General features: G+C 49.1%; 19 protein-coding genes. 4 read left to right on the forward strand and 15 right to left on the reverse strand.

The window, feature by feature from the left end; translation table 11 throughout:
* Positions 1-127: 127 nt before the first annotated feature.
* The 3 genes from A8709_RS29595 to arfA form a co-directional block, all read right to left on the reverse strand.
* Entirely contained in the window at positions 128-2137 is a 2010-nt protein-coding gene (locus A8709_RS29595) for an LTA synthase family protein (protein ID WP_141692700.1), read from the reverse strand.
* 99 nt (positions 2138-2236) lie between these two features.
* Entirely contained in the window at positions 2237-2563 is a 327-nt protein-coding gene (locus A8709_RS29600; protein ID WP_065858743.1) for a c-type cytochrome, read from the reverse strand.
* A gap of 191 nt (positions 2564-2754) precedes the next feature.
* On the reverse strand, positions 2755-4266 hold the full coding sequence (gene arfA, locus A8709_RS29605) for an arabinosylfuranosidase ArfA (protein WP_065858021.1): 1512 nt from the start codon (positions 4264-4266) through the stop codon (positions 2755-2757).
* A gap of 176 nt (positions 4267-4442) precedes the next feature.
* On the opposite strand from arfA, the gene A8709_RS29610 reads away from it, so the two are divergent.
* On the forward strand, positions 4443-5348 hold the full coding sequence (locus A8709_RS29610) for an ArsR/SmtB family transcription factor (RefSeq protein ID WP_065858023.1): 906 nt from the start codon (positions 4443-4445) through the stop codon (positions 5346-5348).
* Between the two features lie 63 nt (positions 5349-5411).
* Here the strand turns inward: A8709_RS29610 and A8709_RS29615 are convergent, their stop codons facing one another.
* Positions 5412-5924, reverse strand: a complete 513-nt coding sequence (locus tag A8709_RS29615; RefSeq protein ID WP_065858025.1) for a DUF1003 domain-containing protein — start codon at positions 5922-5924, stop codon at positions 5412-5414.
* A 61-nt stretch (positions 5925-5985) separates the two neighbouring features.
* Positions 5986-7383, reverse strand: coding sequence for an MATE family efflux transporter (locus A8709_RS29620; protein WP_065858027.1), 1398 nt, complete (start codon positions 7381-7383; stop codon positions 5986-5988).
* Between the two features lie 158 nt (positions 7384-7541).
* On the opposite strand from A8709_RS29620, the gene A8709_RS29625 reads away from it, so the two are divergent.
* The 3 genes from A8709_RS29625 (at position 7542) to A8709_RS29635 (ending at position 10538) form a co-directional block, all read left to right on the forward strand.
* Positions 7542-8432 carry a helix-turn-helix transcriptional regulator gene (locus tag A8709_RS29625; RefSeq protein ID WP_065858029.1) on the forward strand — a complete coding sequence of 297 codons (891 nt, stop codon included), beginning with the start codon at positions 7542-7544 and terminating at the stop codon, positions 8430-8432.
* 181 nt (positions 8433-8613) lie between these two features.
* Positions 8614-9813 (forward strand): MFS transporter, encoded by a 1200-nt coding sequence (locus A8709_RS29630; RefSeq protein ID WP_065858031.1) that lies wholly within the window; start codon positions 8614-8616, stop codon positions 9811-9813.
* 47 nt (positions 9814-9860) lie between these two features.
* Entirely contained in the window at positions 9861-10538 is a 678-nt protein-coding gene (locus tag A8709_RS29635; protein WP_065858033.1) for a TIGR00266 family protein, read from the forward strand.
* 355 nt (positions 10539-10893) lie between these two features.
* Here the strand turns inward: A8709_RS29635 and gcvPB are convergent, their stop codons facing one another.
* The 10 genes from gcvPB to A8709_RS29685 all read right to left on the reverse strand — a co-directional run bounded on the left by gcvPB (position 10894) and on the right by A8709_RS29685 (position 25983).
* On the reverse strand, positions 10894-12453 hold the full coding sequence (gcvPB, locus tag A8709_RS29640; protein WP_065858035.1) for an aminomethyl-transferring glycine dehydrogenase subunit GcvPB: 1560 nt from the start codon (positions 12451-12453) through the stop codon (positions 10894-10896).
* A gap of 30 nt (positions 12454-12483) precedes the next feature.
* Positions 12484-13884: an aminomethyl-transferring glycine dehydrogenase subunit GcvPA gene (gene gcvPA, locus A8709_RS29645; RefSeq protein ID WP_065858037.1), complete on the reverse strand. Its 1401-nt coding sequence runs from the start codon at positions 13882-13884 to the stop codon at positions 12484-12486.
* Between the two features lie 89 nt (positions 13885-13973).
* On the reverse strand, positions 13974-14759 hold the full coding sequence (locus A8709_RS29650) for an SDR family NAD(P)-dependent oxidoreductase (protein ID WP_065858039.1): 786 nt from the start codon (positions 14757-14759) through the stop codon (positions 13974-13976).
* Positions 14752-17898 (reverse strand): beta-galactosidase, LacZ type, encoded by a 3147-nt coding sequence (gene lacZ / locus A8709_RS29655; RefSeq protein WP_065858041.1) that lies wholly within the window; start codon positions 17896-17898, stop codon positions 14752-14754. Before lacZ ends, A8709_RS29650 begins: the two co-directional genes overlap by 8 nt.
* A gap of 54 nt (positions 17899-17952) precedes the next feature.
* Positions 17953-18765 (reverse strand): carbohydrate ABC transporter permease, encoded by an 813-nt coding sequence (locus A8709_RS29660; protein ID WP_065858043.1) that lies wholly within the window; start codon positions 18763-18765, stop codon positions 17953-17955.
* Positions 18762-19715 carry a carbohydrate ABC transporter permease gene (locus A8709_RS29665; protein WP_065858745.1) on the reverse strand — a complete coding sequence of 318 codons (954 nt, stop codon included), beginning with the start codon at positions 19713-19715 and terminating at the stop codon, positions 18762-18764. The genes A8709_RS29660 and A8709_RS29665 overlap by 4 nt, the downstream gene beginning before the upstream one ends.
* Before the next feature lie 73 nt (positions 19716-19788).
* On the reverse strand, positions 19789-21066 hold the full coding sequence (locus tag A8709_RS29670) for an ABC transporter substrate-binding protein (protein WP_065858045.1): 1278 nt from the start codon (positions 21064-21066) through the stop codon (positions 19789-19791).
* 138 nt (positions 21067-21204) lie between these two features.
* The gene (locus tag A8709_RS29675; protein ID WP_065858047.1) at positions 21205-22410 is read right to left on the reverse strand and encodes a response regulator transcription factor; all 1206 of its coding nucleotides are present in this window, start codon (positions 22408-22410) and stop codon (positions 21205-21207) included.
* Complete coding sequence (locus tag A8709_RS29680; RefSeq protein WP_065858049.1) at positions 22388-24136, reverse strand: cache domain-containing sensor histidine kinase; 1749 nt, start codon at positions 24134-24136, stop codon at positions 22388-22390. Before A8709_RS29680 ends, A8709_RS29675 begins: the two co-directional genes overlap by 23 nt.
* Before the next feature lie 128 nt (positions 24137-24264).
* A complete protein-coding gene (locus A8709_RS29685) occupies positions 24265-25983 on the reverse strand; it encodes an amylo-alpha-1,6-glucosidase (RefSeq protein WP_065858051.1) in 1719 nt (572 codons plus the stop codon).
* Positions 25984-26546: the final 563 nt, after the last annotated feature.

A 26546-nucleotide genomic window follows, 5' to 3' on the forward strand; every position in this document is an offset into this window, starting at 1 on the left:
ATTTGGGTTAAGGGCGGGATTACGGTGCGGGATTGCTTATACTCCCACTCTATTTATAGCTCTTGTCAGACACACCAAACACCAAAAAGCCATCTCCCCGAGTAAGGGAGACGGCTTCTTCTACATCCTACTGCGCACTCGCAGGCTTCGCATCTTCGCTGCCCTGCGCCTCAGACTTCGCCGCGATGCCGGTGGCACCGAACTCGGCGTTGTAATCCGGTTGTGAGCCTTTGGTCAAGTAATCGTGATCGATATAATTGGCCAAAAACTGCTTCCCGAACATTAAATCGTACTGGACGTTACGATAGTCATTGATCAGCGGCGCTAAGGATTCTGGCGCTTTTGCCTGCAATTGACCATCCGCGTCCACGACGAGATTACTGAGCAGACCTGGTATTTGTTGTGCCAATTCGCCATCTAGTGTGAAGTTGGCTGGTTTTTCCATGCCCAGCATATCTAGAACATGTGCACCTAAGAAAGAAGCACTTGTCACTGGATTCTCTTGCTTAGGCATATCGAAATTGGACCATGTCACAAGCGGTGTGCTGTGCATTTTCTTAATTTCATCCAAAGACCATTGATTCGCGTTGCTTGTTGAGATGAAGCCCGCTTCTTTATACACTTGATAATCCATGCCTAGCATTGGTAAATGGTCACCATAGAAGATGATCATCGTCGGTTCATCCGAATCCTTGAAATGATCAATCATCATTTGCAAGCTTGCATCCGCATCATGTGCGCCTTGCGTATAGGTTTCCAGAATACTTTTCGCTTGCGCAGAAAGACCGCTGCCTGTTGCTTTGATCGTATTTTCTCCATAACGAGGATCATCATAAGGACCATGATTTTGCATCGTCACTGTGTAAATAAACATCGGATCTTCCGTTTTATCTACTTCGCTATTTACATTTCTTGCAACTTCAGCGTCGGAGATAAAATAACCCTTAATTTCTGGGTTTACAAATTTCTCGCTGCTCTTGAAGGATTGGAACCCAAGCTCTTTATAAACCGTGTTGCGGTCCCAGAACCAGCCTTCATAAGAGTGAATCCCCATGCTTTTATAACCTTGGTTAGCAAAATAACTAGCCAAACTAGGTAATGGTTTAGAGATATACTGTTGATACGGAATCGATCCACCTGGTAAAAAACTCATCGAATTCCCAGTCAACACTTCAAATTCTACGTTACTCGTCCCTCCGCCGTATTGCGGGGACAGGAGATATCCGGCATTGCCAGCTTCCTTCTGCAACCGATGAATCGTTGGTAACGGATCTTCGCTGTACGTTACATTCGTTAACAATGTCGGATCCCAGAACGCTTCGCTCATGACGAAAATGACATTCGGCTTTTTGCCTGCAGACAGTTTGGCGCTTTTCACTTCAGGAGCCTTCGCAGCAGTTGCCTGAATGTTGGTAGCAACCGAAGCAATGGCCGTTTCATTGTACGTATCGGGCTTCTGTACGATCGAGTTTTTCACATTCAGCGTGAAAGCAAGCGTGAGACCATTGTTCGCATAGTTTTGCTGCTGATCCCAGACGATTTCATTGACGCCAGCATGATCTAAGATTTTGCCTGCCAGCGGTGATTTGATCCCGAATGCATATAAGGCATACAGCGAAAAAAGCCCTAAGCCAATGCGGGCAATAATTGGAATGGTCACACGTGGAATCACCCATCTTAACAGCAAAACGAGGATAATAACCGCGGCTACCGCAATAATTCGAATGAGCGCAGCTTTCCCGGTGACGAGGGTGGCAATATCCATACTCTCTTTATTCAGCAATATATCCCAAGGGAAGAACGGCTCCCCAATCATTTTCACTTTCATGTACGAGATAATCGCCATTAAACCAAGAATTAAAGTAGCAATTGAACCGGAAATCGCTAAGGATCCCACGATCGCATAAATCAAAGCAAGTAAACAAAAAGTTAAGACAACATTTAATAGAAACAACGGATGATTCGTGGAAATCCAGTGCATGGTTTCATGCCAGCTCCCACGTTCGAGAAATTCCATACCTACAACAGACAGAATCGGTAAACCGATCATAAATAATACTAGTGAAATCGATGCTCCCAGACGGCTTGTGCTCCGCTTCTTCGGAAGACGGCTCCGGGGCTTCAAATTCAAGTGCATCTTACATCACTCTCCTCATGCCCCTAATTCTAAATGTCAATTGTGAAGGAATTATGTAGCTAACCTTAAGGGAACCTTAATACTCCCAGATCCTTCCACTCACTTGAGTCCCGCTAACCATGCGGCCAGTGCTTTTAATTCCTCATCTTTCATGGATACTTGAAAAGGAGGCATCCCATTTCCGCCTTTTTGAATTTGCCTGATAATGGCAGCTTCATCGAGACGTTCGCCTACTTTTTGGATATTGGGGCCTTCGCCGCCTTGTAGTTGATTTCCATGACAGGAAATACAGTAATTTTGGTATAGCTTTGGCACATCTACTTTAACCGAAGTACTCGCACTTGGAGTCTCCTTCGGCTTGTCCCCACAAGCGGTTAAACCCAATGCTGCAACCAGCATCAAGCTGCCAACCCAGCCCACTTTCATCTTCACGGCGCCTTAACCCCTTCAAACTCGTTTCTCTCATCATACCAGAGGAACGCATAGAATGAAAAAAAAGCCGCGTCACCGTCACATAATTGCCTCGTTTTCATACCTATTTCCGAGGTTTCTCTTATGTGTATTATGGTGCGAATCACGGCTTTTTATCTATGTTTGCTCAAAAATCTTTCTATGTTTTACACAAGTTTCAATCGAATAACGTTCCATGAAGCTTTCCCTAAATGAGCAGAAATCTGCCCATTTGCAGCGGCGTTTGCATTGCCTGCGGAATGAGGCTTCACGCGGTCTGGCGCTTCTAAGGTATTCGATGCTTTGAGATCATCGCTTTCAAGCACGATATGCTCCTTGATCTCGAAAGCACCGAAGCTGCGGAGATCCATCTCCAGCGGTAGTGCTTCTTCCAGATGGCGATTGACGGCAAAAATAGTCAGTTCCGATGTTTCTTCATTATGCACAGCAACAGCTTCCAGATAAGGAACGTCTGTGTAGTCTTTGGCATCATACTTAGGCGATTTGATCAGTGGAACAAGCACCGTTCCTCGGCCAAAAACACTTGCGTGCAAGTACGGGTAGTAGATCGTTTGCTTCCAAGCCGCGCCACCATTAGCGGTCATGATAGGTGCAATAACGTTTACCAATTGCGCTAAGCACGCCATTTTGACACGATCCGCACGTTTCAGCATGGAAATCAACATACAGCCTACGAGCAGCGCGTCTTCATGGTTATAGATGTCTTCCAACTGCGGAGGCGCGATGGACCAAGGCTCGATTTGACGATCGGCATCATTCGAGTGGTACCACACATTCCATTCATCGAAGGATAAATGGATCTTTTTCTTGCCGCGTTTCTTCGCCTGCACGAAGTCAGCCGTTGAGATCACCGTATGAATAAATTGATCCATACCCACGGATTGCGCAAGGAAATTAGCCGAATCTTGATCGCGGTTTCCGTAATATTGATGTAGTGATATGTAATCCACATGATCATACGTATGCTCGAGCACAGTCGCTTCCCAATCCGGGAACGTTGGCATTGTTAAGCTGGAACTTCCGCATGCAACTAGCTCGATGGAAGGATCGACCCACTTCATCACTTTCGCCGTTTCACAGGCAGCCCGGCCATATTCTACGGCTGTTTTACTTCCTGTTTGCCACGGACCATCCATTTCGTTGCCTAGACACCAGGTTTTGATATTATGCGGCGTGCGGTAGCCATGCGAGATTCGCAAATCACTCCAGTAGGTGCCGCCTGTAATATTCGAATATTCGATAATGTCTCTTGCTTCATCGGGTCCACGCGTTCCAAGATTAACAGCCATCATCGCATCGGTATTCGCCTTGCGGCACCAGTCCATGAATTCATTCAGGCCGATCAGGTTCGGCTCAATGGTACGCCAAGCGAGATCAAGCCGTCTTTTGCGCTCACTGAGGGGTCCGATGCCATCTTCCCAGTTGTAACCGGATACAAAGTTCCCGCCTGGATAGCGAACAATCGGCACTTGCAGCGCTTTGACAAGTTCTAATACATCCCCGCGAAAACCTTGTTCATCTGCTTGCGGGTGCCCAGGCTCGTAAATTCCGCCGTATACGGCGCGTCCTAAATGCTCGATAAAGGAACCATATAACCGAGCATCCACTTCTCCTACTTTAAAATCCTTGTCAATAATCATCGTAGCTTTCATAGACATTTCATTCACCTCGTAGTATGATTAATATAAGTATTAAACAGTTAATATAAACGTTATGTCATGTCTTAAGTAAACAACAAAAATGGAGGAAGATCAAGACCTTTTACCTCCATTTCTTGCATTCATATTTATGTTAATCCGACGAGTGAATACGAAAGATAGAAGGAGATCCCCCTATGATTCAAACAACAACAGACCGTAAATGGCTGCCCTTATATGAAGCGCTGGCAAGCGATGTACGGCTTACGATATTGGAACTTTTAGCTGAGGAAGCGATGAATGTGAAGGATTTGGCTCAGCGGCTTGAGCTAAGCAGTGCGATTGTTACGATGCATGTCAAAAAGTTAGAAGCTGGCGGCCTCATTCATACGAAGCTCGTTCGCAAGCAAGGCGGCACGCACAAAATTTGTACGCTCGCCCTCTCACGGATCGACATCCAGCTGCCACAATCCTCCGAGCAGCAGCGATTATTCAATGAAGTATCGATTCCAGTCGGACATTATACGCGCTTTGAGGTTCATCCAACTTGCGGATTAGCGACGGATGAACACTTAATCGGACAGTTTGATGATCCGCGTTTCTTCTTTGAGCCGGAACGCATGCATGCTAGGATACTGTGGTTCGGACGGGGTTTCGTGGAGTATCGCATTCCGAACTATATGCTGCCCGGACAAACGCTCGAGGAGATTGAATTCTCACTCGAGATTGGTTCTGAAGCGCCCGGTATTGCGGAAAATTGGCCGTCCGACATTCACTTTCATGTGAATAACACCTTGCTCGGCTACTGGACAAGTCCAGGCGACTCGGGGCATGGCCGCGGCACGCTTACCCCTGCCTGGTGGTCGGACTCCACCAATCAGTATGGTTGGTTGAAAGTGCTTCGCATCACCGAGGATGGCACATTTCTTGATGGTCAACGACTGTCCGATATTACGCTCAAGGACATTCCTGTGTCCCGTAATGAGTGGACATTACGCCTAGAAGTACCGGAACATGCAGAGCATGTCGGCGGGCTAACGCTGTACGGCGAGGGCTTCGGCAACTACAACCAAGACATACGGTTTCGAACTTATCGAAGATAGCGTGCCAAGCCGCATATAACGAAAAGGGAACCAAGATGACGAATCATCCTCGTTCCCTCTGTTTTATTTTGACTGCAACAATGCCTTAATTTCCGCAAGCTCAGATCTAACTTCTTCCCTAAACCCGGCAAAGTCAGCCTCTAACCTATGTAAATGGCCCTGCATGTCATCGATTTCCTGCTCTGCTTTGTAATTAATGGCAAAATCAATAATGGCTTCTTCTTTATCTCTAGTCGATTGTCTATTCTGGCTCATCATAATAATCGGTGCTTGGAAGCCAGCTAGAAAGGATAATAAGAGATTCAATAAAATGAATGGAGGCTCGTCAAAATGGATTATTTTCGTAAACGACAAAGCATTGATAAGGATCCATGCTGCCAAAAACACCACAAACAAATTAATGAATTTCCAACTTCCCACGAAGCTGGCAACGCTGTCAGCCAAACGATCTGACCATTTGGTCGACCGCTTATAATCCTCATTTAAATGCTCGTGAATATTACTCTCGAACTCGTCTACTAATTTTTGAATTCTCGTTGCATAGCTTTTGACTGCGGTTGCTTTGTCATGATCCATGGGTCCACCCATCCTACTCTATCGATATGGCATCTATCTTCTTACACCATTGTAGTCGATCTTAGGCACTGTGGACACTCCATTCGCCGCTCTCTTGAGTTCCAACCACTTCGACACCCTTCGTGCGCCCCTCCGCCATTCGCAAATATTTCTTCTTCCGCCAACGTATCGCCACTAAGATCCCTCGTAAATACTCATCACATAGCATCGCCACATAAATACCTGCGAGCCCCCAGCCATAATGAAGCCCAAGTACATAAGAAAGTCCCGCAGCTACGCCCCACATGGAAATGAGCGAGATCACCATGTTGTACCGGGTATCACCAATCGCATTCAGCGCATTGCCGAAGCCCATATTGATCATCCGGCCTGGCTGTAGTATCGCCGTGAGCACTAAACAGGAGAGTGCGAGCTGAATGATGGCCGTGTCCGAGGTGAAAAGACCGAGAAAGCTATGGCCGATGAGCAGAAGAACAATGCTATTGCAACCGACTAAGCCGAGTCCAATCCAAGTGGCGCGATAGCCCGCTTTGTACGCAAGCTGGAATTGACCCGATCCGAATAGATGAGCAATCTGAATCTGTGCGGACAAAGCGATGGAATAACCCAGCATGAAACAGATCGATTCCAGTGTGTTCATATAAGTTCTAGCCGCCAGAGCTGTCGCGCCCATCGTTGCCAGAAAGCTATAAATCGCAAGCTGCGACAACACCCATGACGACATATTCACGCCGAGCGGCCAACCGATTTTGATAATCTCCCGAAAGAGGTTCCGGTTGAACACCCAGAGATCCCGCCATCTGATCCTGCGCTCGAAAGCTGTTACGAACATATATATCAAGAGACAGGTCGCAAGCAACCGACTGATCAATGTTGAAATCGCAACCCCTGTTAATCCTAACTGCGGGAAACCGAATGCGCCATTAATCCAGCCATAGTTCATCACCACATGGACGATATTCATCCCAATTGCAGTGATCATGGGTCCCTTCGTGTTCCCTGTATTCCGAATCGTCGTGCTCATTGTGGCCGTCAAGGCCGTCAATACCATCCCGCTGCCGACAATGGAAATGTACGTATGCGCTAAGGGAAGTAAGCGTTCTTCTAAATGGAATAACCTTGCCAGTGGAACGGCTTCAACATATAGGATCACACTGAGTACGGCGCCAATCAACCCGCTAATCGTGACAGCCATAATACCTACCGTACGTGCGGATTCCGGTTGTTTTGCACCAAGCTTCTGAGCAATCAGAATGCCCGCGCCGCTGGCTACCGTTGTGAATAAGATCATGACCGCTTGGAAAATTTGATTGGCTAAACCAACAACAGCCACGGCGTCATCCGAAACACGGCTTACCATCAACGTATCCACAGCACCCAGCAGCAGCTGCAACAGCAATTCTACGAAGATCGGCCATGCCAAAAACCATAAGGAATACTTATTTTTCTCTGCCACCATTGCACGCCACCATCCAGTATATTTCTCTATTTATTATGAAAATGAAACTTTGTAGTCAGTTCAAATTATAACTGTTATAGTTGATTTCATGTATCAACATTGCAACTGAAACTTACAGAATTCCAACTTATCATTTCAAAATAAAGAAGGTGTGACATATGGCTTTTCTTGAGATTACCGTACCGCCTTTGCCCCACTATATAGCGAGTGGATTAAACTCCATTCCCCAAGACGGGCAACACCCGAGTCGCAGCAATATCCAAGTCTTCGATCTCCTTATTACCAAATCCGGCTGCTTCTATATCGGTGAGGAAGATGCCCGATTTGAAGTGAACGTAGGGCAAGCCGTCATTCTGCGTCCTGATCGTTATCACTTCGCAACCAAAGCTTGTTCCGAGTTAACCTACACCTACTGGCTTCATTTCCATGTCGGTGGAGAATGGGAGTTAATCAAGCCTGTTTCTGGAGCGGCTGTCTCTTTGGAGGATCCTGCATCTGCTCATATGCCGACAGAGACTTTCGTTGTGGAACCCTTCAAGATGCGGATTCCTCAATTTACAACCTTGCTGCATCCCGAGAAAATGTATGAATTGTTCGATCAATTGCATCAACTTCAGGCTAATGCGCATATCAGCTCGGTTCGTTTTGCCCAGCAGCAGCTGTTTCAAGAAATGCTGCACCAGCTTGCTGCGTCCGCCGAAACGGATCATGCGTCTGCTTCCAGAGCATGCGCAGAGAAAGCTGCCTCCTATTTGCGGCAGCACTACCGGGAGGCAGTCACCGCGAAACAGCTCGGCGATGAATTGAATTTCCACCCTGTGTACATCGCACGGTGTATGCAGAAAGAGTATGGCTGCTCGCCCATTACGTACTTATTGCGGTTACGCATTGGACAAGCCAAGCTGCTCCTTTTACAAACCGAACTGCCGATCGCTCATATCGCCCAAGAGGTGGGCCTCGAGCAGGCGGCCTATTTCGCAGCGAGCTTCACGAAGTTTGAGGGGATGTCGCCGCGAACCTATCGGCAGCAATTCTCTCACAGGCTGTAATGCTGGTGCGTGCCCGATCAGCTTCAGATGCGGTATTCAAGCTTTTGGTGCCCTGTTCGCCGCTCTGGTGCCAAAATTGCCGTTCTTTGGCGATTTTCCTCGACTATCCGCCTACGTTCCTCGGCTTGGGGATTGTTTCATTTATGATATACTGTGAAAAAAAGGATAAGGAGTCCTTGTCATGGCAACCCCTTTACACTGGAAAAAGTCATTATGGATACTATGGGGTGCGAACTTCGCCATCACGTGCGGCATGAATTTGGTTCTACCCTTTTTACCTCTCTACATCGGAGAGCTAGGCGTTCACGATCTGGGAGCTGTTGTCCGTTGGACAGGCTGGATCGTCGCCGCCCAATTCATTACCTCTTTCCTCACGCAGCCCCTCTGGGGAGCAATAGCCGATCGACGCGGGCGCAAAATTATGCTGCTGCGTGCCGGTTTCGGTATGGCGATCGTGACCGCACTTATGGGCATCGTAACGTCGCCTTGGCAGCTCTTGTCGTTGCGGCTGTTGAACGGATTTTTCTCCGGCTTCATCTCGATGGCGGTATCTCTGCAAGCATCCTTAACCCCGCGAGAGCACTCGGGTAAGTCACTTGGAACCTTACAAACAGGAGCCATCGCGGGTTCACTCATCGGCCCTTTGATTGGCGGATTGCTGGCCAGCTTTCTAGGCTACAACCATGTGTTCTTCTTCACAGGAGCGCTTATGCTATGTGCCAGCATTATCGTCATGGTGTTTATTAAGGAAGAGCGCAAGCCTGCCTCTGACAAAAAGGTGAAACAGAAAACACAATGGCGCCTGTTCCGCCCCTTGTTGCCTGTCTTTGGCGCTTCGCTGATCACGCAAATCGGCATGATGAGTATCGAGCCGATCGTGACTGTGTATGCTAAAACCTTATACATGGGCAAGCACTTGGCCTTTTTTGCTGGTCTTATCGTCGCGATCACGGGGATCGCTAATTTGTTCGGTGCGCCGACACTCGGCAGGCTCGGTGATCGAATCGGACAGCGGATGACGCTGGTCATCGCTTTGACGATGGCGGCTGTCGCCTTCTTGCCGCAGGCTTTTGCCACCAACATCACGACGCTGTTAGTCGGTAGATTCCTGCTCGGCCTGTTCATCGGCGGCATGATTCCTTCCTTGAATGCACTCGTCATGAAGCTGGCTCCGTCGGAAATTCAAGGAACAGCATATGGATTCAATACGTCATCCTTATTCCTGGGCAATCTCATCGGCCCTCTGCTCGGCAGTCATCTGGCCGCCGCTTACGGCTTCACGTCCGTTTTCTATGTCACGATGAGCATTCTGCTCGTCTGTGCAGGATTCGTTTACTCGAATCGGAGTTTGGATGCAACCACACGACCGAAGGCAGCGTAGTTTATACAAGCATGTTTATTTTTTAAAATGAGATCTGGAGGCTTACGATGAAACACGAAATTTTATATAAAGGCGCATTCCCTATGCTGCGCGTTCAGCTGGAAGCTGGTGAGAACATTAAGGCTGAATCCGGTGCCATGGTATCCATGTCGCCCAACATTGAACTTAAAGGAACTGTCGATGGCGGGATCATGCGAGGGCTCGGCCGGATGTTAAGCGGGGAAAAATTCTTCTTCCAAGAATTGACCCCTACGCGCGGGTCAGGTGAGGTACTACTCGCGCCCGCAGTAATAGGTGATATTGAGGCTGTCGAGCTAGACGGATCGTACAAGCTCTATGTGCAAAAAGACGGCTTCCTTGCCGGTACCTCCGGCATTCAAGTCAACACCAAGATGCAAAACCTCATGAGCGGCTTCATGTCCGGCGAAGGCTTCTTCATCGTTGAAATCAGCGGCCGCGGCACGGTCTTCTTGTCCTCATACGGCGCGATTCACGCGATTAATTTAGGGCCAGGCGAGGAAGTCCTCGTCGATAATGGTCATCTGGTCGCTTGGCCGGACTACACGCAGTATACGATTGAAAAAGCCGCCAAAGGCTGGATTTCCAGCCTTACGAGTGGCGAGGGCGTCGTCTGTCGCTTCCGCGGCGAAGGCGTCGTGCTCATACAATCGCGGAATCCGAAGAGCTTCGGCGGTTGGATCAAGCAGTTGCTGCCGGGCAGGTAGGCTTGGCGAGGCATTAAAACATACTCGCTGCGCCTGCGGCAGCGAGGTTGGATTCGATAAGCACCCGCAGGGTGCTTATTTTGTTTAAAACCCGGGAGACCGCCTCTTAGGACCTCGGCGTGGGCTTACTCCTCGCCACACTGCTCTGGCGTGGCGAATTCGCGATCGATAAGCACCCGCAGGGTGCTTATTTTGTTTAAAACCCGGGAGAGCCGCCTCTTAGGACCTCGGCGTGCGCTTATTTCTCGCCACGCTGCGCTGGCGGGGGGCGGCGGCACCCCATCAACAAACAAGCAGGCAGGGACGCTATTGTCCCTGCCTGCTTGTTTGTATCGAGCCGCGTTAAACATGCGGCTTATTCCGGCTGCGTTTTTTTCAAATACGCACGCCAAGTGATGCACCATTGCTTCGGATCATCCAGCGACGATTCATCGTTCCGATGAACGGTGCTGTTATGCGGAGCAGAGCGGACAATGTCCGGCTGCGTGTAGGCTTCGTGCGAGATATGCTCGAGCGCCTGAATGTATTCGTCCAGATCCTCTTTGGAATATGACTCCGTCGGCTCCAAGGTAAACGGCTGCTTCACGATATATGGATGATGCGATGTCCAGTAGTGCAGGCCGAAATCACACATGCGGCGCGTGATATCCTCTGTGGTGACACCTGTTTCATCGGTAAGCTGCTTCCAGCTGTATCGAACTTGCTCAAGGCGGCGCCCCTTGATGTAAGGTGCGCTCGCACCGCGGATTTGCAGGATTTTATGATAGAGATAATTATTGTTCAGAACGGCAATTTGGGCAACATCCTTCAAGCCATCTGGGCCAAGGCTCATAATCCAAGCGTACGAACGCAATACCGTCTGTGCCACCCCATGGAAGCTGCGGACTTTGCCGATGCTGTCCCCTGACTGATTCGTCAATACATAACGGCTTCCGTCGTAATCTACGAGTGGACCAGGTAAGAAACGCTTCAACTCTTCGCTCACACCTAGCGCACCTGTAGCAGGCCCGCCGCACATATGAGGCGCTGCAAAAGTCTTGTGAAGGTTGAAGAAGCACATATCGAAGCCCGCTTCTTTCGCTCGCGTGATGCCCAGCAACCCATTGGCGTTAGCCTGATCGTAGAAACATACGCCGCCCGCTTCGTGAACAAGATCCGTAAACTCACGAATTCGGTGGTTATAAATGCCCGTATCCTCTGGATTCGCAACGACGAATCCTGCTGTGCGCTCGGAGATGACCCCCTTCAGCTTCTCGATGTCGGGAAAACCGTCTTCGTCTGGGTGCAAGGTGATGATTTTGTAGCCCTTAACCGCTGCCGTCGCCGCTTGGGAAGGGTGGGAGAAAATCGTCGTTATAATCTCATCTCGCTGATCTCCCTCACCACGCGAATCATGATATGCACGCACGATCGACGCCATCGCAAGCAAGGCCTGTGTACCGCTGCTTGGTTGGAAGGAGAAAGCATCCATCCCGCTGATCTCGCGCATCGCAAGGTCTAGCTTATAGAAGATTTCCAGCATGCCCTGAACGGAATCCGGATCTTGTAAGGGATGCAGCTCCATCATATGAGGCGTACGGATCAACATTTCATTGATGCGTGGAATGTATTTCATCGTACATGTCCCTTGACCAATTTCAACATTCAGATCCGAACCCAGCGTCTCTTGGGAAAGGCGTAAATAATGCCGAAGCACCTTGGCTTGACCGATTTCCGGTAATGCCGGAGCTAATCTCCGCTTCATGGATTGAGGAATACGTCCGACACCATCTCCCACCTCAGCTGCAATACCTGCCTCCGTTCCTGGTGGAATAACACCTCGCTCACCCTGGCGGTGAAGCTCAAATATAACGGGTTCATCCCACTTGGCTTGATGAAATTGACGAACTTTATGGTCTCTGCGAATTCGTTTCATGGTGTTTCCTCTCCTCTCTATGTCAGTCGATCACGGTTTGCGAATGATGGTTTGAATGGCGTCAGCTAGACGATCTAGATCACCCTGCGAATGAATTTCGGTCACACAATAAAGAGCGCATTGTCCCCATTCTGGAAATGCAACAGACAAATCTTTTCCCCCGAAAATACCAGTTTCAGATAGGCCTGCATTAATTTGAGCTACAGTCAGACCTGTCTCATTGAAATCAATAATGAACTCTTTGAAAAAAGCCGTCTCCCCAAACCGTAGTGAGAGACCCGGAATAGCGGAAAGCTTCTTAGCTGCATATTGCGACTTCTGCATGATGGTCTCTCCGACCTCTTGCATACCGGCCGGCCCCATCAAGGATAGGTAAACACCTGCCGTGATCCCCCATAATGCGGTTTGTGTCCCGACGGACTCTTTCCCTTTCTCGCGAAGGGCGAAGGATGTGCGTTCATACGCGACATCGCCGAAGCCATATTCGCCTTCCACTTCCGTCGGCACGATACCGAACAACCGTGAAGGATATTCCATTACGTAAGCCTCTTCATCACGCGTTGCGATAAATCCAGCTTGACCGCCGCCATAGTTCATATGCATACCCAGCGGCTGCAAATCGCCACAGACGATATCGGCGCCGTATTGGCTAGGCGGTTGAAGAACACCAAGCGAGATCGGATCCACACCAACGATAACGATAGCACCTACCGTGTGGGCAAGCTCCGAAATTGCCTGTCCTTGATCTTCAATAATGCCTAGATACCCAGGATTCTCGAAGTAGACTGCCGCAATGTCGCTGGATAGTTTACTGCGCAAATCTTGCAGGTCCATTTTGCCAGTAGACGCATCGATCTCAACAAAACGCAGCTCCATCACAGGTGTGCAGTAATTGTTAATGATCATGACTTTGTCGGGATCGACTGACTTGGGAAGCAGTGCGACACGACGTTCTGTCATGCGGCCGGCCATCCGAATCGCAGTTGATGCCGCTTGCGCCCAGTCGAACGTAGGGACATTCACGACGTCCATATCGACTAATTCAGCCATTAGGCTTTGATATTCGAAAAGGGTTTGGAAGCGTCCGTGATCCTCATATGGTTCACCAGCATAAGCCGTCACGAACTCCGAACGCTGATTGATTTCATCGCAGACAGCGGGAATAAAATGCTGCCAGCAGCCCGCTCCGAGGAAATTCAGATAGGCCGCACCATGCTTATTCTTAGCGAGCAGGCCATCAATATGACGACGCAACTCATATTCGGTCATAGCTGGCGGAAGGTTCATTTCGCGTTTCAGCTTCAAACTATCAGGAATGGCATCATGCAGCTGATCCATCGAGGTTAAGCCAATTTCCTTCAGCATCGCATCACGAACCTCAGGCACGGTATTCGGTATATAAGGATGGGCATAAGTTCTGTTAGTAGACAAAGGTAACGCCTCCATTCATCGTTGTTGGTAGATAGCTGCTCTATGTGCCACGGACTAGACATGCGAAAAGGTGATGTGGAAGGAGTGGGTCAGGCAATGCCCCCGCCGTCTACAACAAGCACGCTTCCCGTTACCCAAGAAGACATGTCACTGGCCAGAAACAGCACGGCATTCGCGATATCACGCGGTGTTCCAAGTCGCTCCAACGGGCGGCCGCTGGCAGAGGAGACCAGGAATTCGGCTTCGTTCCGTTGCAGCTGCCTTGCTTCGTCCCGAAGCAGCGGTGTATCCGTATCGCCTGGCGATACGCAGTTCACGCGGATGTTGGCGATACCATGATCGATCGCCATTGCGCGTGTTAAGTTCACGACGCCAGCTTTGGCTGCGCAGTAGGCTGCAGCGCGATCTCCGCCTTTTAACCCCCAGCCGGAACCGGAATTAATAATGCTGCCTCCTCCTTCGCGCTCCATGATGGGGATGATATATTTGGACAGCAGATATACGCCCTTCAAGGAAACATCGATCACGAGATCCCAATCGCGTTCATCCAGTTCAACAACTGTTTTACGACGAATGATCCCCGCATTGTTGAACAAAATATCTACTCTTCCGTGTGCGGCATCAATCTCATTGGCAACACGCTGACAGTCTGCGGAGGAAGAAACATCACAGCGGTAGAAGCTGGCTTGCCCGCCTTGCTGCTTAATTCCAGCCACCGCCTGCTCACCTTGCGCTTCGTTTATATCAAGAAGGATGGAAGTCGCTCCAAAGCTGGCCAACAACTCAGCTGTCGCAAGGCCAATCCCTGAGGCACCGCCAGTCACAACGGCTATTTTGCCAGATAAGTTCAATACGTCTTGTGTGTTGTTAAGCATGGTTGGTTCCCTCCTGTTGGTGATGGTTCATTTGCACTTCAGATCTCATTTGATGACTTAATCGTTCAGGTGAAGCATCCTCGGATAGGTAAGGTTTGAGCATGATTCGGAAGCGGAATGCTTCTGAAGTAACGGTGTTCTCCGGTGATTGAGCAGGTCCACAGCTGTTGCTGCCCAGCCCATTCTGCCTATAATCCAGGTTGAGCGTAACAAAATCGCGTGGCACAAGATCACTCGCATGCTTAGCTGCTTCTATGTCAGCATCTGTATAGCGACGTGCACTGAATTCAAGTGTCGGTGCACCTACGGCAAGCAGGCCGATTCCGGCTCCATCAGTTACGGATACCCATCGGACATCGGTACGATTGCCATTTTCCTGCGGATAAATATAAGGCGTTAATAATTCATCCACTGATTGGCTATACACGCCGAATCGTCCTGCTTCCTTACTATCGGAGTAGTTCTCCCCAGGACCACGCCCGTACCACCTTACAGCGTCCATGTCTCCTGGTATCTCCATTTGGAGGCCAATCTTAGGCAGCATCGCCGGCGTCTTACCTTCTGGAACACCGTGCACATCCATCACGATAAGGCCAGAACCCGTTATGGTGTAAGTTGTCTCACAGCGGAAGCCCCAATCGAATACGGGAGGAGCAATCCGAGACGTATACGTGATCCGAACTGTACCTTCACTCAGCTGTTCCCAGCGGCAACTGTCGATTCGCTCACTGAGTCTATTGAGATGTGCTTTATACCAATCAGGCAGCACATACATATCGTTATCAATCGGCGCACGCCAGAAGTTGAGACGCGGCCCTGTATTCACAAGCTCATGCCCATTCATCCGCAGGGAGCTGATTCCAGCCTGACGGGTATCAAAAGCGATGCGGAACGCATCATTCGCTAGGACAAGCTGACGCCCTTCCTCTGTGCATGCTAAGCTCTGAATAGGCGGACGAGCTGCGATAGCTGCAAAAGACGAATTATTAGCGCGAGCCTCCATGGTCATCTGCGCCCATGCTACCTCATGTCCTTGCTCGCCCCAGAGGCAATCTACTGCAAGGGTGAAGCCGACATTCAGCCATCGCTCAGCCTCTTGTGCCAATACCGCTAGCTGCATATCCTCTCCTAGAGGAACATGCACCTCTGCGCTTTCCCCTGGACGAATCTGCGGAAGTTCCAGCACGCCGCTTTGGACAGTTCGCCCATCTACTGTCACACTCCAATGCGCCTGAAGGTGCTCTAACGTTACAAAATCATAGCGATTCATAATGCGAATGCGCCCTTCTTCTATATAGGAGACCCGGACGGGTTCAATAATTTTCTTATATTCAATAAGGCCTGGTGAAGGTGTCCGATCCGGTTGAACAAGACCATCAATCACGAAATTACTATTGTTCGGTACATCGCCGTAGTCGCCGCCGTAAGCGTAATCGTCTTTACCGTCAGCGGTCTTCCTGCGGATACCGTGGTCGATCCATTCCCAGACGAATCCACCCTGCAGCCTTCTATAGGCATCGAAAGTATCGAAATATGGCTTGAGCCCGCCTGGGCCATTGCCCATCGCATGGGCGAATTCGCAGAGGATATGCGGTTTCGGATGATCAACCAATTGACCGAAGCCGACCATTTTCTCCACGGAGGAGTACATGGTGCTGACAATATCACACACTTCCGCTTCGCGATCTTCCTCGTAATGAATGAGGCGCGTTGGATCTGCCCCTTTACACCAAGCCGACATCGCCCGGAAGTTGCAGCCGAAGCCAGATTCATTGCCAAGTGACCAGAACAGCACAGAAGGATGATTCTTATCACGGTCCACCATGCGGCGTACACGGTCGACATAGGCTTCCTGCCAAGCAGGATCATCGCTCAGTCGGGAAATATTGCCCAAAGGCTCGAAGCCGTGCGTTTCTAGATCCGTTTCTTCCATGACGTATAAGCCATATTCATCACAAATATCGTAGAACCGCGGATCATTCGGATAATGAGCCGTTCTGACTGCATTGATGTTATGCTGCTTCATCATCTTCACATCTTGGATCATGGTAGACACCGTTACGGTGCGGCCTGAATCTGGATGGTGATCGTGACGGTTGACACCTTTCAGCAAGATCGCTTTGCCATTCACCAAAAACTGGCCATCCTTGACTTCAATCTTGCGGAATCCCACCCGTTGAGCAACTGTCTCAACCACGGTTACGTTCTGATCCACAATGCCTATCGTCAAATGATAGAGGGTCGGCGCTTCTGCACTCCAAAGCGAAGGCTTGGAGACCGGTATTGTAAATGCCACAATAGCCTCATCAGTACCAGCAAGTGTAATTTGTCTTTTAGCCGAAATAACAGAATGACCTTTATAATCCAAAAGCTGAAGCTGGACTTCACCGCCCCCTGCATCTCCTTGCAGTTCGATTTCAACGTGTAAGGTTGCATCGCGATAAGCCGCATCCAATTCCGTTACAATCCGGTAATCCACCATTCGTAGGGAGGATGGTTCCGAAATCAGGTACACATCGCGGAAAATCCCGCTCATATACCACATATCCTGGTCTTCCAAGTAGCTCCCGTCTGACCATTGGTAGACACGAACAGCCATGCGATTAATGCCCTCTTTCACGTACGGTGTCAGATCAAATTCTGACGTTAATCGGCTTCCCTGGCTGTAACCAACGAAGTTTCCATTCACCCACACATGAAAAGCGCTGTCTACGCCATCGAATTTCACGCACAATTTCCTGCCGTCCCAAAGCTTGGGAAGCTCAAACTCTCGCACATAGCTGCCTGTCGGATTATCGTTAGGCACATGCGGCGGATCAACCGGGAACGGATAATAGAGATCCGTATAATGCGGATGTCCATACCCTTTTAACTGCCAGTGGCTCGGCACCTGTATCTCATCCCAACCCGATAGGTCATAATCCGCTGTATAAAAATCATCCTGTGCCCATTCTGGCCCCTTCGCATAATGAAATTTCCAATTGCCATTTAAGGATTTGAACCAAGGCGAACTCCCTCGGTCGTAACTTAAAGCTCCGGCTATATCCCAATGAGGGATGAAATAGGCTCGACTCTTCGTACGGTTGCGCTCCAGCACCGCGAGATTATCCCAATCTCTGGCGACATTATTGTTAGACATGGCTGCTTCTCCCCTCGCATCTCTATCTATTTATTTCATGTACTAAGCTAACATTTACCCCTTAATTCCCGTACCTGCGATGCCCCCGACAATGTAGCGTTGTGCGAAGAAGAACACGGCTAGCGGCGGAATTGAGATTAGACAAGTAATGGCCATAATGGACTGCATATCGACACCGAACATTCCTTTGAATTGGGACAAGCCTAGTGTCAATGTATATTTGGACTGATCATTTAGGAAAATGAGCGGGCCCAGATAGTCGTTCCAACAGCTCATCATTTGAAATACGCCGACTAAAATCAACGAGGGTCCCATAAGCGGTACAATGATCCGCACCAGTATGGCGATTTGGTTAGCTCCATCAATCGTGGCCGCCTCATCGAGTTCACGAGGAAGCGTTAGAATAAACTGCCGCAGCAAGAAGATGAAATAGGCTGAACCGAACCACGACGGAACAATTAACGGTTTGAGCGTATTAATCCAGCCCAGGTAATTAAACTCCATATACTGTGGAATCATGGTCACTTCCCAAGGAATCATCATCGTGGCAAGTACAACTAGGAATAAGAAATCACGGCCTTTAAATTCGAATCTAGCAAATCCGTAGGCGACGAGCGTACAAGATATTAATTGACCAAGTGTAGATAAAAACGTCACGAGGACGGTATTTTTCAGGAATAAGGTAAATGGCTGTATCGTCCACGCGTCAGCGAAGTTGCTGAATTTCCATTGGGATGGGATCCATTTTGGAGGAAAAAGGTACAGCTCCGATTGCGATTTCAATGCCGTCGTTAGTGCCCAAAATAATGGAGCAACGAATAGCAGTGAACAGATGATCAAAAGCGAATACACGATAATCCGTTTCATTCGGAGCGCCCCTTTCTGACCGCTTTCACTTTCTTCTTCGGATTACGCTTCATTTCACCCTCATAGAACACCCATGCTTCCGATGACTTAAAGACTAAGAACGTCAGACTGAGTACGATCAGGAACATGAACCAGGCGTTGGCTGCCGAATAACCCATTTTGAAAAACTTAAAAGCATTCTCGTACATATACATCGCATAGAAATACGTCGATTTCAGTGGACCGCCTCCTGTGAGCAGGAGCGCAAGGGTCAACTGCTGGAACGCCGCGATAATGGAGGTAATGAGGTTGAATATGATCGTTGGGCTAAGCATCGGAATCGTAACACTGAAAAATTGCCTGATCTTACCCGCACCGTCGATGGAAGCGGATTCGTATAAGTCTTTCGGAATGCCTTTGAGGCCTGCGAGAAAAACGAGCATCATGGAACCTTGTCCCCATAGGCTGGCAACCACCATCGCAACCAGTGACCAATGCGTACTATTCAGCCAATCCGGCCCCTGCACGCCGACAAGCGATAGGAAGTAGTTCAGAATACCGTAATCTCCGCTGTATACCCACGCCCAGATCATGGCTAACGCAACACCAGAGAGCACAGAGGGCAAGTAGAATGCTGTTCGAAAAATAGCGCTGCCGCGCACTTTCTGATTAAGCAGTATCGCGAGTCCGAGCGCAACCGCAATATTCAGCGGAACAAATAGCGCCGCGAACTTAATTGTTACACCGAACGACTTCCAGAACAGCGGATCATCGGTGAACATATCTACATAATTGCCTAAACCGATAAACCGAACTTTACCTACAATCGGCCAGTCGAAAAATGAAATAATGAGTGAGAATAACAACGGCCCTAAAGTAAAGACTAGGAATCCGAAGATCCATGGAAAAATGAAGAGGTAGGGAATGACCCCACCCCATCTACGTTTCCTGCTAGGCTTGAGGCTGGCCATTTGTGTCGCTGCGTTAGCTTGCTGCGGGTAGGTTTGAGCCATCTCCTAACCTTCTTTCTGTCGTACTGTAGTGTTATTTCAAATAACGCTCGCTGTCTTTCATGGCTTGATCCAGTGCTTCCTGTGCATTACTTCCATGCACGACAGCTTCCACGGCCGATGATAACTGACGGTTCATCTCATTCCATTTCGCATTCAGCAAGAAAGCCGGCGAGTTATCGGAACGTTGCAGCATCGTGTAAAACGGCTTGAACAGTGGATCCTGGTCCTTTTTAAGCTCGTTTACTACACTGACTCTAACGGGTAAATCGGCTACACGCAGTTTGATCGCTTCGTTGGAAACATAATATTTGATGAACTCCCAAGCCAAATCCTTCTGCTTCGAATCTTTCGCAATCGATAGGGCAGATTCAGCAACGACACCTTTGACGGGCTTACCAGGAAAGGCTGGCATCTCTACCGTTCCAACATCAATCCCTGCTTCCTTGAAGGATTCCAACGGCCAAATCCCGCTCTCCCACATAGCGATTTTGCCAGCTTTAAAGATGTCCTCTCCGCTTTGCTGTCCCTTACCTCCGGCTAGTACAGCCGAACCGTTCTTAACCATATCCCCGAACATTTGAATGGCTCCAGCTGTTGCTTTGCTGTTCATGAAGCCGTTGATCGTTTTTCCATCATCCGAGATATAGGAACCACCGTTACTCCAAACAAATCCTTGCAAATCGTATGTGTCGTTCTCTGCTCGTACACCGAAGCCGTATTGTTTCTTCGCTTTATCTGTTAACTTATTCGAAATCGTTTGGAAATCATCCCATGTCCAGCCATCCTTTGGATAAGGAATCTTCGCATCGTCGAACATTTTTTTGTTGTAATAAACCACGCGTGTTGTGAATCCAGCAGGAATGCCGTAGAGCGTGTTGTCGATTGTTGCATAGTTGAACAACCCTTTATAGAAGTCATCCTTCTTCAGATCTTTATCCCCGTCAGCATAGCTGCCCAGTGGTTCAAGCGACTGATGATACGTTGGAAAATCCCACATATACATCACGTCTGGAGGGTTCGTAGCACCGAAGCCCGCTGCCAGCTTCTGGTCAAAACCGTCCGCATACGCTTCCACTTGAATACTCGTTCCCGGATGGTTCGCCTCAAACTTCTTCGCGATATCCTGCTCGATCTTGAGGGCATCTCCGGTATCCCATGTTGCAAAACGGAGCGTCTTCACTTTGGCTGCATTTGCAGCATCAGCCGTTTGTGTGGCTTTACCGCTCGTGCCTTCGTTATTACCAGCGCATGCCGTAAGCGCTGTCATCGTTATTGCAGTCGTAAGAATGAGTGTAAGCTTCTTGTTCATTCTGTCAGCCCCCTTATTGTGAGTGAGGTATATATAATAATTGAACCGCTTTCATCATAACTCTAATGAAAGCGGTTCAAAACCGTTAACTATTCGAATGTTTGCGTATTTTTGTTCGATTCACGGCACTGAGTGTCCTTATGTTCGGAGGGTGCCGTCTTTTTGTTGGGAGCGGTACTGGCTAGGTGTTTGACCTGTGCAGCGCTTGAACCATTTGCTGAAATATTTGCTGTCGCCAAGCCCTGTACGTTCCGCAATTTCCTGCATCGTCAGCGCCGTATCCTTTAATAGACCATACGCCAGTTTGAGCTTTCTTTTATACTGAAATGCAACATAACTGTCGCCCACCGCTTTCTTGAAGAGGATGGAGAAGTGGCTGCGACTGAGGCCAACCTGTCCAGCCACATCGCTGACAGACCACTCTGCCGCTGGATTGTCGTGCAGCAGCTTAACTGCTTTCCAAATCGGCTCGGGCCAATCTGTCGCCGTTACGCCATAGAGTTTCTCCATTTCTGCCGCTTTATGCAAGGCTGTTAATGCTTCTAGACGTTCCTCCGTGCTTGTCAACGGTCCTCTTCTAGACCACTGCAGCTTCGCACTATCGCTCTTTCTTTCCACCAGCATGCTCTCCGCAGCGGTTAGGCAGGATTGCGGCACAATATAATAGCAGCGTTCATTGCCATAAGGCAGGATGGCACCTGCGCAGAGTTGACGGTCTTCCTGAGCGGCATCCTGTAAGAGCTCCAACCATGAAGCCTGACAACCGGATGTCTTGATGAGAAAGATATAGACAGGCTCTCCCTGGAAAGACCACGCCTCGCGCGTACGTTTCTCCATCTCCCCCATGAATTTGTCATTGTGGCCGTTTAACCAAGCATAAAGCAGGGTACCTAGCCGCTCATCCTCGGCATCGCTAGTTGCTGGCTCGGGTGTAGCGTTTACCGGATGCGTGATCCCAAGCTCATGTTGAAACTTCGCAAGCATACCTTCCAGTTCTTCATCCTCAAATGCGGTTTTGAGCAGATATCCAGCTGCACCCAGCTTCATCCCCTGCTGTGCATACTCGAAATCCCGGTGGCAGCTCAGCAAGATGATTTTGGTATCCGGAGCGGCTTCCTTCACTCGCCGCGATAATTCAATGCCATCCATTTCAGGCATGACGATATCCGTAATGAGTACTTGCGGCCGATGCTCAAGGAAAGCTTCCCAGGCTTTACGGCCATTTGAAGCATCTGCTACCACTTCCATCCCATATTTGTCCCACGGCACGGTCGAACGGAGCCCTTTCCGGACAATCCCCTCGTCATCTGCGATAATTACCTTAATAAGCTTGATGGTTTCCATTTGGACGCTCCTCCTTTTTGGGCCATGCCACAATGATCGTCGTTCCTTCACCTTGAACGGATTGCACTTGTAACCCATACTGCATTCCAAAATGTAGCTTAAATTTCTGATCGGCATTCTGTACGCCTAATCCGCCTCTTCCTTTACGTTCTGTCTCGTTTGGCAAAAGCAATCGCTTCAGCTTATCCGCCGGAATACCAGCACCGTTATCCGATAACGTAAGCTGCAACAGGTTTCCTTTTTCCCGAACGGTTAACCGAATTTCCCCCTTACCATCCTCGAAACCATGGAAAAATATATTCTCAAACAGCGGCTGCAGCGTCATCCGAGGAATGAGATACTGCTTCAGCGACTCATCGCACGTCAGTTCATAATTGAATTCAGGACCGTAGCGAACCTCTTGTATTTTCAGAAAATGCTCAATCATCCGCAGCTCTCTGCCTATTGGAATCAACTCTTGCGAAATATCCAAATTTCCCTCCAGCACCATCGTTAAATGATAGAGCATTTGGCGGATATCCTCTGCTCCTTGCAGTCTCGCTTTCCATTGAATGGAATTGAGTGTGTTAAAAAGCAAATGCGGATTGATCTGATAATGGAAAGCCTTCAGCTCCGCTTCTTTCTTGAGCCGCTCACTCTGTTCAACTTCCCCTATCAGCGACTGAATGCCGCCAACCATATTATTAAAGCTCGTATCCAAGCTCCCAAGCTCATCCTTAGCTTCTACCTGTGTCCGCGTATGCAGCTTACCAAAGCTCACTTTCTGCATGGCATCCTTAAGACGTCGAATCCGCGCCGTGAACCGTGAGGAGAACAGATAGGCAAGCCCAAAAGCCAGCAGACAGGACGCAACAGCGACCACAAGGGTATTCATTCGGATCGTCTCTGAAGAGCGATAAAAAGAGCGTGCTGGCAGTCTCGCCTCCATGCGCCATTGATTAGCAGCAAGTGTTTTGTTCCAGACAATATCGCTGGATTGTGAAGTGAAGTCCGATTGCGTCTCATATATCATTCGCCCTTGCGGATCTACTATGCTTAAGTGCGCCTTCGTATCATTCTCGAACAGCTGGAACATATGAAGCAGATCTGCTGCATTCTCCTCCACAAGAATCTTACTACCCTGCAGGGCACCATAAGGATTATTAATAGGTACAGCCAAACCCAGCACGGGTATTCCGGAGCCTACCGTTTCCTGCATCCCATGATTCTGTGGGTAGAAGCCCAACCAATACTTCCCCTGATACGCATCCGACATGGCTTGCCAAGCTGGTATGCGGGCGAGCTTCGTGACATCGAGATTATTTTCACCGTAGTAGTATCCAGAGTTTGTGATAATATAAATGCCCGTTGTTTGATCGGTTTTAAGCGCTTTCAGGAGGACCTCAAAATCATCCTTATTCATAATCTCTTCGTATGTCGTCGGCACTTGGTTACCTAGATCTGCCCTTGCAGGATCCAGTAAATACGAATACACCGTCTCCGTCGTCTGATTCATCCGATTCAAATAAGAACTCGTCTGCTGCTCCAGCTGTGCCACTGCGTTCTCTCCGTATTTGCCAAACTGTGAATTAATCACCTTTGCGGATTGATAATAGGACAGCGCGCCTAAGGAAAGTAATGGAATGATCGTCACGATGAGAAAGCAGAACAACAGCTTCGTACGAATGCTCCGATACGAGCCGCGCAACAGGCGGGTATTGAGCTGCTTGAGCAAAAATCCCTTCATGATGCCTCCCCCTCCTGCATGCTTTGTCGAATCCTATTCTAAAGTGTAGCATGGCTGCCACACCAATTGAAACTTGAAAAGCACTTCCCCTCTGCCATTTTTGTCGCAGGGAGAAGTGCAGGTACTCGTTAGGTTGTTGTGTTCGTGTACTCATGACCTAATATCAAAAACACACTTGATGTCCATGTAAACGCACGATCACGTAAGCCTTGTCCAGTCAACGCATCAAAATTCTCGGCCATTCCGCTGCGATCCAGCATTGTACAGAAACGCTGCGCAACCAGTTCCGCCAGTTCGCGATCCCCTGCTGCGACTACCCCTTCTAGGAGCAGCATTGTTGAGGGTGCCCATATCGGGCCTCGCCAATAGCCATCAGGGAGATAGTAAGGGCTGTTCACACTTTCCGTAGCCCAGCCATTACGGGTCAAGAACCGATCTTCGTCTCGGAGCCCCGCAAGCAAAGCTGTGCGAACAGGCTCAGGCAGACGTTTCCCAAGTAAAATGGGAACAAATAAGAGCAGGCTATCTCCATCCGATTGCTCATGTGTGCCAGATCGGCAGGCCGTGAAACGGTCTTCCTTCCAGAAATGATGAATCATCTTTTCCAGTGTGCCCTCCGCCAGCCATCGCCATTCGGTCGCTTCCTCCGCATATCCGAGCAGTCCTGCAATTTCTGCTAGCAGTTCGGCCTGTAATATGAGGAAAGCAGCTAAATCCGGACTTTCCACCGGAATGCCATTATTGAATGCCGTGCTGTTATCCCAACCGGAATCATTGCCGTGATTGTATTGTGGAATACCATCTCCATCCCCATCCCGATAGCGAAACCACCATTTCGTCCATTTGGAAAGGGGGCCATAGACTTCACGCAGCTGTGCCTCTTTAATATAGTCCGTTCTGGCCATCATCCAAGAAAGCGTCCATCCGTGGATCGGCGGCTTATTGCAGTTCCAAAGCTCATATTTATCATTGATGAAATCTGGAATCAAGCCGCTTTCATCTTGCCGATCAAAGAATATCATGAATTGATCCCAGGCCAGCTTGGGGTCGTTGCGAACGAGTGCCATTGCGTTGAAGCAGTGGTCCCAGCTCCAAATATTCGTCATCCAGTTCTTGGACATATACATCGCGGGCCGCGTTAGGCAGCCTTCTGCTGGAACAAGACACGACCATGTGATATAAGCAGCGAGCGCTCTACTTGCCTGCCAGCGTTCTGGAAGTGTTAATGTACGATCCAGCCACTGTTCGAACTCATCCTTCACTTGCTTCACCACATCGTCGAAGGACTCCCAGATCTCACGGGGTTCCCATACCGTGCGAAATTCCTCTATGGCAAACTCGCATATTCCCGATTCGCCATCTGGCAGGAAGTCTGCGATCACATAGGTGCTTTTGATTTTGTCCCAGGGAACCTCCATTTGGATATCGCCGACCAACGCTGTCAGCATAAATCGGCATTCATGTGTGAAGCTGTTGACTTCCCAGCTTCGGGAAGCAGCTTGATAGGCATAATCGTAAGCCGCCGTTCGAAAGGTTAAGCGTATGCTACAGCCTTGTGTACGAATCCGAAAAGTATGTGAGTCGGAAATACAAATCTCAGCCATTAATCCTGATTCGGATACCAGCCTGATCTTCTCCGGACAAGCGATTGTCTGAAAAGCTACGGAGTGACCGTCGTTATCGCGCATATCAATATGAAAAGCCTCGCCAAATTTGTCATCACCACCGCGCACGGTGCGCAGATACAAGCCTTCTTGTCGACCCTGCGCTTGCGGCAAAATCGAGACCGCTAGAAACGATTCTCTTCGGCTAAAAGGCACGATGTTCAGGTCAAAGTTGAAGTTCATAGGGTAGTCTCCTTTATGAAAACAGTATGCGCTTTCATTGTATCGAAAGAAACGACTAGGAAGAACTGACGGCTGTTTGTGAAGATGAGCTAATTTGTCGTATGGCATCGCGCGCGACGTGCGAAAGGGGCATTTTGTTCGATGGGTTTCGTTATTTTGTTTGAAAATAGTGGTAGCGCTGCTCGGGGGACGGCAAACCTCCGCTGTAACGACCTTTTGGGGCGTTACAGCTCGGCTTCGAACACGTGCTAGACCTGTAAGGCCCTTTTAGGGCGTTACGCTGCGCTGTTGCCACTCGAAAGACGGCAAACCGCTGCTGTAACGGCCCTTTTGGGCGTTACAGTTCGGCTTCGAACACGTGCTAGACCTGTAAGGCCCTTTTAGGGCGTTACGCTGCGCTGTTGCCACTCGAAAGACGGCAAACCGCTGCTGTAACGGCCCTTTTGGGCGTTACAGCTCGGCTTCGAGTACGCCCGATAACCAAAAGAAAACGGCTGTCCCTGAGTAGATACATCTACCCAAAAACAGCCATGTAGTTAACTTTTCCATTTGCCTTGACCTTG

This window comes from Paenibacillus pectinilyticus (genome assembly GCF_001700435.1).
GTDB classification, from domain to species: domain Bacteria; phylum Bacillota; class Bacilli; order Paenibacillales; family NBRC-103111; genus Paenibacillus_E; species Paenibacillus_E pectinilyticus.

Excerpts from the sequence above, each read along its gene's own strand:
- A8709_RS29625 (WP_065858029.1), top strand. The coding sequence starts at position 7,542 with ATGGCTTTTCTTGAGATTACCGTACCGCCTTTGCCCCACTATATAGCG.
- A8709_RS29650 (WP_065858039.1), bottom strand. The coding sequence starts at position 14,759 with ATGCTTAACAACACACAAGACGTATTGAACTTATCTGGCAAAATAGCC.
- A8709_RS29685 (WP_065858051.1), bottom strand. The coding sequence starts at position 25,983 with ATGAACTTCAACTTTGACCTGAACATCGTGCCTTTTAGCCGAAGAGAA.
- A8709_RS29630 (WP_065858031.1), top strand. The coding sequence starts at position 8,614 with ATGGCAACCCCTTTACACTGGAAAAAGTCATTATGGATACTATGGGGT.
- A8709_RS29670 (WP_065858045.1), bottom strand. The coding sequence starts at position 21,066 with ATGAACAAGAAGCTTACACTCATTCTTACGACTGCAATAACGATGACA.
- A8709_RS29600 (WP_065858743.1), bottom strand. The coding sequence starts at position 2,563 with ATGAAAGTGGGCTGGGTTGGCAGCTTGATGCTGGTTGCAGCATTGGGT.
- A8709_RS29595 (WP_141692700.1), bottom strand. The coding sequence starts at position 2,137 with ATGCACTTGAATTTGAAGCCCCGGAGCCGTCTTCCGAAGAAGCGGAGC.
- lacZ (WP_065858041.1), bottom strand. The coding sequence starts at position 17,898 with ATGTCTAACAATAATGTCGCCAGAGATTGGGATAATCTCGCGGTGCTG.
- A8709_RS29610 (WP_065858023.1), top strand. The coding sequence starts at position 4,443 with ATGATTCAAACAACAACAGACCGTAAATGGCTGCCCTTATATGAAGCG.
- A8709_RS29680 (WP_065858049.1), bottom strand. The coding sequence starts at position 24,136 with ATGAAGGGATTTTTGCTCAAGCAGCTCAATACCCGCCTGTTGCGCGGC.
- A8709_RS29675 (WP_065858047.1), bottom strand. The coding sequence starts at position 22,410 with ATGGAAACCATCAAGCTTATTAAGGTAATTATCGCAGATGACGAGGGG.
- A8709_RS29660 (WP_065858043.1), bottom strand. The coding sequence starts at position 18,765 with ATGAAACGGATTATCGTGTATTCGCTTTTGATCATCTGTTCACTGCTA.
- gcvPB (WP_065858035.1), bottom strand. The coding sequence starts at position 12,453 with ATGAAACGAATTCGCAGAGACCATAAAGTTCGTCAATTTCATCAAGCC.
- A8709_RS29665 (WP_065858745.1), bottom strand. The coding sequence starts at position 19,715 with ATGGCCAGCCTCAAGCCTAGCAGGAAACGTAGATGGGGTGGGGTCATT.
- A8709_RS29615 (WP_065858025.1), bottom strand. The coding sequence starts at position 5,924 with ATGGATCATGACAAAGCAACCGCAGTCAAAAGCTATGCAACGAGAATT.
- arfA (WP_065858021.1), bottom strand. The coding sequence starts at position 4,266 with ATGTCTATGAAAGCTACGATGATTATTGACAAGGATTTTAAAGTAGGA.
- A8709_RS29620 (WP_065858027.1), bottom strand. The coding sequence starts at position 7,383 with ATGGTGGCAGAGAAAAATAAGTATTCCTTATGGTTTTTGGCATGGCCG.
- A8709_RS29635 (WP_065858033.1), top strand. The coding sequence starts at position 9,861 with ATGAAACACGAAATTTTATATAAAGGCGCATTCCCTATGCTGCGCGTT.